5 protein-coding genes and 2 pseudogenes are annotated in these 4,892 nt (G+C 63.7%); 6 read left to right on the top strand and 1 reads right to left on the bottom strand.

Features of this window, described 5'->3' with window-relative positions; all coding sequences use genetic code 11:
- The first annotated feature begins 106 nt into the window (after positions 1 to 106).
- From JCM21793_RS27865 to JCM21793_RS22525, 3 genes and pseudogenes are all read left to right on the top strand, one after another.
- Positions 107 to 1,301: pseudogene (locus JCM21793_RS27865) on the top strand (DUF932 domain-containing protein).
- A gap of 307 nt (positions 1,302 to 1,608) precedes the next feature.
- A complete protein-coding gene (locus tag JCM21793_RS29000) occupies positions 1,609 to 1,824 on the top strand; it encodes a transcriptional regulator domain-containing protein (protein WP_081784806.1) in 216 nt (71 codons plus the stop codon).
- 46 nt (positions 1,825 to 1,870) lie between these two features.
- Positions 1,871 to 2,392 (top strand): DUF2285 domain-containing protein, encoded by a 522-nt coding sequence (locus JCM21793_RS22525; protein ID WP_025031799.1) that lies wholly within the window; start codon positions 1,871 to 1,873, stop codon positions 2,390 to 2,392.
- 21 nt (positions 2,393 to 2,413) lie between these two features.
- Here JCM21793_RS22525 and JCM21793_RS22520 read toward each other — a convergent pair whose 3' ends face one another.
- Entirely contained in the window at positions 2,414 to 2,701 is a 288-nt protein-coding gene (locus tag JCM21793_RS22520; RefSeq protein WP_025031798.1) for a DNA -binding domain-containing protein, read from the bottom strand.
- Positions 2,702 to 3,159: 458 nt separating this feature from the next.
- Here JCM21793_RS22520 and JCM21793_RS22515 point away from each other — a divergent pair, with 458 nt between their 5' ends.
- The 3 genes and pseudogenes from JCM21793_RS22515 to parA all read left to right on the top strand — a co-directional run.
- Positions 3,160 to 3,432: a helix-turn-helix transcriptional regulator gene (locus tag JCM21793_RS22515; RefSeq protein WP_025031797.1), complete on the top strand. Its 273-nt coding sequence runs from the start codon at positions 3,160 to 3,162 to the stop codon at positions 3,430 to 3,432.
- Positions 3,433 to 4,461, top strand: a complete 1,029-nt coding sequence (locus tag JCM21793_RS22510) for a replication initiator protein A (protein WP_025031796.1) — start codon at positions 3,433 to 3,435, stop codon at positions 4,459 to 4,461. It abuts the gene before it with no gap.
- Positions 4,458 to 4,892, top strand: a pseudogene (gene parA / locus JCM21793_RS27860) (ParA family partition ATPase); the annotation flags it as partial. The gene JCM21793_RS22510 and the pseudogene parA, both read left to right, overlap by 4 nt.

Below are 4,892 nucleotides of genomic sequence, written 5' to 3'. Positions count from 1 at the left end.
CCCTCCGCCCCGTCCGCCCTTGCACCTTGCACCCCCCGGTCTCGCCGACGGGCAGGGTTGCAGCGCAGCGCTGCGCTCCAACCCAAGCCCATGAAAGGAAAAGACCATGAACGCCATTACCCTGAACAATCAGCAGCAGCCCGTTTCCAAGGGTTTCCGCGTGGACATTTCGCGCGGGGAGAATATCGGCCGCGTTTCGTCGGAGTGGCTTTCGCGCCCGGATGATGAGCGCTATTTGAGCCTGACCGAGCTTTATGACGCGGTGAAGTCCCGCGCGGATCGCGCCAAGGCCCGCACCGTGGAGAGCCGCGCCGTGCGCGTGGAAGCCAGCCGCGACGATGCGGAACGGCTTTCGCTTATCGTCCCCGGACAGGAGCAGCCCGTCGCCCCGACGCATTGGAGTTTCGGCCAGCTTTGCAGCCTTGTCGGCGCACCGGCAAAATATCTGCGCGAGCTTCCCGCGCCGCTGGCGGGCATCAATATGCAGCATGGCCTTTTGAACCACCGGGCGGAATTGGTGAAGACGCTGGAAACCGACGATGGCCGCGTTGAGCTTCGCGCCGTGACCGGCCCGGATTATGGCCGCATCTGGACCATGAGCTTGTCTCCGCCGTGATGAAGATCGCCGGGAATGGCGTCGGCGATACCATGTGGAAGGTGCCGGGCGTTCTGGATTGGGCGACCATGACCCACAACCCCTTTGTGGACGTGACCAAGGACACGACCACGCTTTATGCCAGCGACCGCGACGTTTTCCTGTTTCTGGTGGACGATACGCACCCCATCGAGCAGGACGCCTGCCAAACGGCGACCCCGACCTTTATTTCCGGGGTTTCTATTGCTGGAATAGTGAAGTCGGATCGAAGACCCTCGGGATCGCCTCTTTCTATCTCCGGGCGGTTTGCATGAACCGCAACCTTTGGGGCGTGGAAGGCTTCGAGGAAATCAGCATACGGCACAGCAAGTTTGCCGCGCAGCGTTTCGCCCATGAAGCGGCCCCGGCGCTGACCAGCTTCGCTAATTCCAGCCCCGCGCCTTTCGTCGCCGGGATCAAGGCGGCGCGGGAGCGTATCGTTGCCCGCACCGACGAGGACCGGGAGAGCTTTTTGCGCAAGCGCGGTTTCAGCAAGGCCGAGACCGGCAAGATCATCGAAACCGTCTTGCAGGAGGAAGGCCGCCCGCCCGAAAGCATCTTCGATTTCGTCGCCGGCATGACCGCCCATGCCCGGAACAAGCCGCATCAGGATACGCGCCTTGAACTGGAGGCGAAGGCAAAGACCCTGTTGGAGAAGGCCGCATAATCCATCAAAGCCGCGCAGCCGGAAACCCGGTTGCGCGGCTTTCCGCTTTTCAGGTTTTCCGCCTCGCCAAATTTTCCGCCGATCCGGCGTTGCGGATCGGCGTTGCGGCCATGCCCGAAAACATGGCCGCGCTCGCCGGGCTGCGCCCGGCTCGCAAATCAACAGAAGCTATGTTAAGACAAAAATAACCAAGATAATTGATCGGCTTAGGCGATCCACTTATCTGATTACCTCACCTATGGCGACGGGGCTTCATCTCGGAAACTTCCTGTTCGGGCTTGGTCGGCCCAAATAGGGAGGTGACGCCATGCTACGCATCGACTGGCGCGCTCCGGCCGCCTACAGGCACGCCAAGAACCTACCGGCCGCCGGTTTCGCGTGGGAATATCTTCGTCGCAATGACGACTATCGCCACGACTTTCAAAATATCGCCGTGACCGCCCAGGCGGACGGAAGCGAACTTGAGGCGTTCGTGAAACGCTGGGGGCTACGATTTCCCCAACGATCCCGACGCAGAGCCTGACCGACAATCTCCGTTCTGGTCCCCCGACCTTCAGCCGCAGGCCGTCATGCTGACGCCGGTGGAGCACAAGGACGGCGAGACCGAACCCATAGTCGTGCTGGCCCATCTCGATGGCCTGGACCTGCGCCGCGCGTCCGATGGCTGGCACGGCATTTGGCGCGTCGATGGCGTCGCGCATCAATTCTGGTTGCCGGACGCCATCCCCGACGCCGCGGCCTTCTATGCCGTGACCCTGCCGATGGATTCGTTTCTGGAGCTGCGCATCCATGCCGCGCGCAGGCTTTGGCGCTCGCTCGCGCATCGCTCTCCGGGGCCGCCGCCCGGCGTCCTGCCGGACCAGCTCCGGCAATGGCATGTCCTGTCGCTGCGCGCGCTGGACGCAAAGCTGCGCGGCGAAAGCTACCGGACCATCGCCGAAGTCCTGCTCGGCTTTCGCGGCACGAAAGACGACTTCGAGAGCGATCCATGCAAGAGCAAGGCCCGCCGTCTGGTCGCGCATGGCATCAGGATGATGCGCGGCGGCTATCGCCTGTTGCTGCACTATCCGGTGAAAACCGACAAAAGCTGATCCGATCCCATCCGCAAGGCGCTAAGCCTGATTCGCGGCCGCCTGCTCCAACAGGCGCTTGTAGCCCTCGCGCGACATCCATTGCGCCCGTTGCAGATGGCTTTGCCAGCACCGATAGGTGCGCAGCTCCTCGGCCACAGGATCGCGGTGCAGCACGATTTGCGCCACTTCCTTCCAATCGGCATCTTCGGCCTTGGCATCCAGCAGGCGCAGATAGGTCACGAAATGCCGCTCGTCATAGGCGGTAATGTCGTCGCCGGTCGGCGCTTCATCGTCCACATCGGGATCGAGTTCGACTGGAATTTTCATTGTCATTCTCCCTCCACCCGGATGAGCCTTGCTTGCGGTGCGCCCCCGCAAATGGCCCCTCTGACCTGGTGATCGGGGAGTTAGTAACCGTGACTAGACGGCCCCATGGCCTTTAGGCGAGAAGCCCTGGACATGCGCCATGGGCTCCCCGACCATAGGGTCAAGGAGTGTGGTGCCGTCACGGCCGACACCAACCGCTAGTCAGGGGTTACTAAGCCCCAGAGCAGCGCGTCTGCTCCGCGCATAGTCTTAACCGAGCCGAGCGCGTCTGTCTCCGCCAAACAGCGCGACAGCCACAACCCCGCTGAAATCTTTCCGCTTTTCGCCCTTGCAGGGGGTGCCGTCTGCGCGGGGGCGCAAATGCGGCACGCTACAGGCCGCCAGTCCCTCGCCATGGTTCGCCACAGCCAGCTGTCGAAACGACAGCCGCCTGTCTGACGAACCCGGAGGTGATCCCCATGGCCATCCGCCGCAACGCGGAGCTGCCGCCGCGTCTCTTGCGCACCAAGGAAGCCGCGCGCTTCCTCGGCATCTCGCTTCGCACCCTCGAAAAGCACCGGACCTATGGGACCGGCCCGACCTATCGCAAGATCGGCGGCCGCGTCCTCTACGCCGTCCGCGATCTCGAATCATGGTCGGCCAACGGCGCTCGCAAATCCACCCGCGACAAGAACGCCGGCACAGTATTCCCCGCCCGTCCGCTCACGCCGGAAGAACAGGACCGGCTCTAGATGCTGCGCGACGACGACCATGTTCCCGCGCAGCCGGCCGAGGACAGCGAGCGCAGCCGTCTCGACCCCTTCGTGGTCGCAACCGGCGACGCCACGCCGAGAGACCAGCGTGACTTGATGGAGCAGCCATTCTTCTCGCTGGCGAAGCGGCCGCGCACCACGCCGATCCTATACCGGGCCGCCGATGTGGAAGTGCAGGTATTCGCCATGCCCGAGCATGGGATGGCCACCATCTGGGACGCCGACGTGCTGATATGGGCGGCAAGCCAGATCGTCGCGGCCGAGAACAACGGCTTCACCACGTCGCGCTTCTTCCGCTTCATGCCCTATCAGCTCCTGCGCGCCATCGGGCGAGCCACCGGCAACCGCGACTATCTGCTGCTCAAGGCCGCGCTCGCCCGTCTGCAATCCACCGTCATCGCCACGACCATCCGCAACGGCCGGCATTGGCGGCGGCGGCAATTCTCATGGATCAACGAATGGGAGGAAATGACGACGCGCACCGGCCGCGTCGAGGGCATGGAGTTCGTCCTGCCCGAATGGTTCTACGCCAGCGTCATCGACCGTTCGCTGGTGCTGACCATCGACCCGGCTTATTTCCGCCTGACCGGCGGCATCGAGCGCTGGCTGTATCGCGTCGCCCGCAAGCACGCCGGACACCAGCCCGAGGGCTGGGCGTTCGAGGTTTCCCACCTTCATCAGAAATCCGGCAGTTCCGCCCGGCCGTCCGACTTCGCGCTCGATCTGCGCCGGATCACGGCCCGCCAGTCGCTGCCCGGTTATCGGCTCCAGATCGAGAGGGAGGACGGGCGGGAATTGCTGCGCTTTCTCCCCGAAAACTTATCAACAGTGCCTGTTGATAACCGTGTGAATCCCATCGGGACATTAGGCGCACGCAGTATCGGGACATTAGGCGCAAATCGCGCGCTGGACTCTATAGAAGAATCTAACAAAGAATCTAACTCTTCTTCTTTGACGCGCGCGCACGCGAACCATGGTGCCGGTGCCACCCGGCGAGGTGCGCCATGATCGTCGCGCTTTTGAACCAGAAGGGCGGCGTCGGCAAAACCACGCTGGCGCTTCATCTCGCCGGGGCCTGGGCGCAGCGGAGCCAGCGCGTCACGGTGATCGACGCGGACCCACAAGGCTCGGCTCTCGACTGGTCGCAACGGCGCGGCCATGAAGGCTTGCCGAGCTGTTCAGCACCATTGGCCTGGCACGCGACACGCTGCACCGTGAAGCCCCCGAGCTGGCCCGCGATGCCGATCATGTCGTCATAGACGGGCCGCCTCGCGTCGCCGGTCTCATGCGCTCGGCGCTGCTCGCTGCCGACCTGGTGCTGATCCCGGTGCAGCCGTCACCGTTCGACGGCTGGGCCTCGGCCGAGATGCTGGCGCTTCTCAGGGAAGCGCGCATCTACCGGCCCGAGCTGGCCGCCCGCTTCGTCCTCAACCGTTGCG

Origin of the sequence: Nitratireductor aquibiodomus NL21 = JCM 21793 (genome assembly GCF_000615975.1) — a bacterium.
Classification (GTDB): domain Bacteria; phylum Pseudomonadota; class Alphaproteobacteria; order Rhizobiales; family Rhizobiaceae; genus Nitratireductor; species Nitratireductor aquibiodomus.
The sequence above is the reverse complement of the archived record's forward strand: the minus strand, read 5'-3'. Positions and strand labels throughout refer to the sequence as shown.